The 1,127-nt window shown below is 65.0% G+C and carries 1 protein-coding gene; it reads right to left on the reverse strand.

What is annotated here, in order from left to right; genetic code table 11:
- Positions 1 to 38 precede the first annotated feature (38 nt).
- The gene (locus ACFU74_RS37350) at positions 39 to 893 is read right to left on the reverse strand and encodes an IS5 family transposase (protein WP_380764591.1); all 855 of its coding nucleotides are present in this window, start codon (positions 891 to 893) and stop codon (positions 39 to 41) included.
- Between the last annotated feature and the right edge of the window lie 234 nt (positions 894 to 1,127).

The raw sequence follows: 1,127 nt of genomic DNA on the forward strand, positions 1-1,127 counted from the left end.
AGAGGTCGTTTTATCCCGATGTTTTATCCCTAAATCAGCTACTTGATCTGGGATGTCGGGTCGCGCCATGAGATGGTGTTCTCGCCGGTGAGGCGGCGGGCCATAAGGTCGGTCATGGCAAGGTGGATCATCGCTTCGGAGCGGGTGGGCAGGGTTTCGTAGTCGCGGGCCAGGCGGCGGTGGAGCATGAGCCAGCCATAGGTCCGCTCGACTGCCCACCTCTTCGGTATCGGGGTGAATCCCCTGGTCCCAGGGGTTCGTGCGGTGATTTCCATGTCGATGCCCAGGGTGGCGGCGTGTTCGACGAGGTGCTGGCGGTAGCCGCCGTCGACCCACGCTTTGCGGATGCCGGGGTGCTCGGCGGCGGCCTGGTCGAGGAGTCGGGTGCCGGCGACGGAGTCCTGCACGCCGGCCGCGGTGACCAGCACCGCGAGCAGGAGTCCGAGCGTGTCGACGACGATGCTGCGCTTCCTGCCCACGATCTTCTTCCCGGCGTCGATGCCCTGGCTGGAGGCGTGGACGCTGGTGGAGGTCTTGACGCTCTGGGCGTCGATCACGCAGGCCGACGGTTCGGCGTCCCGCCCTTCCTTCTGCCGTAACAGTTGCCTGAGCAGGCCGTTGAGCTGTGAGAACACGCCGTCCTGCTGCCACTTGGCGAAGTAGCCGTAGACCGTGTTCCAGTGCGGGAAGTCGTGTGGGAGGTAGCGCCACTGGACCCCGGTGCGGTCCACATACAAGATCGCGTCCATGATGTCGCGCAGGTCGTGCTCCGGTGGCCGGCCGAAGTCCAGCGCCCTGCCGCGGCGCTCGAAGCGCCAGGCCGACAGGACCGGCTCGATCAACTCCCAACGGGCATCGGACAGATCACTCGGATACGGGCGTCGCGTCGGCATACTCCCGAAGTACCGCAGCAGACCGAATGCGCCCAGGCGTGCGTCAATGACGCGGAAGCACGCGGCGGCGAAGGTCGGACATCCTGGAATGAGACAGACACAAACCACATCCCGCCCCACCCATCATCTCGCCAGCCCCACAGACCCCAACCGTGTCTACAGCTGCTTCCGCACCACGCCCACGCACTCCGAGAATCAGCTCATACGCGGGCTAAAAAGACGAAAACGACCTCT

The sequence above is a fragment of the Kitasatospora sp. NPDC057500 genome, assembly GCF_042802195.1.
Lineage (GTDB): Bacteria > Actinomycetota > Actinomycetes > Streptomycetales > Streptomycetaceae > Kitasatospora.

Excerpts from the sequence above, each read along its gene's own strand:
- ACFU74_RS37350 (WP_380764591.1), bottom strand. The coding sequence starts at position 893 with ATGCCGACGCGACGCCCGTATCCGAGTGATCTGTCCGATGCCCGTTGG.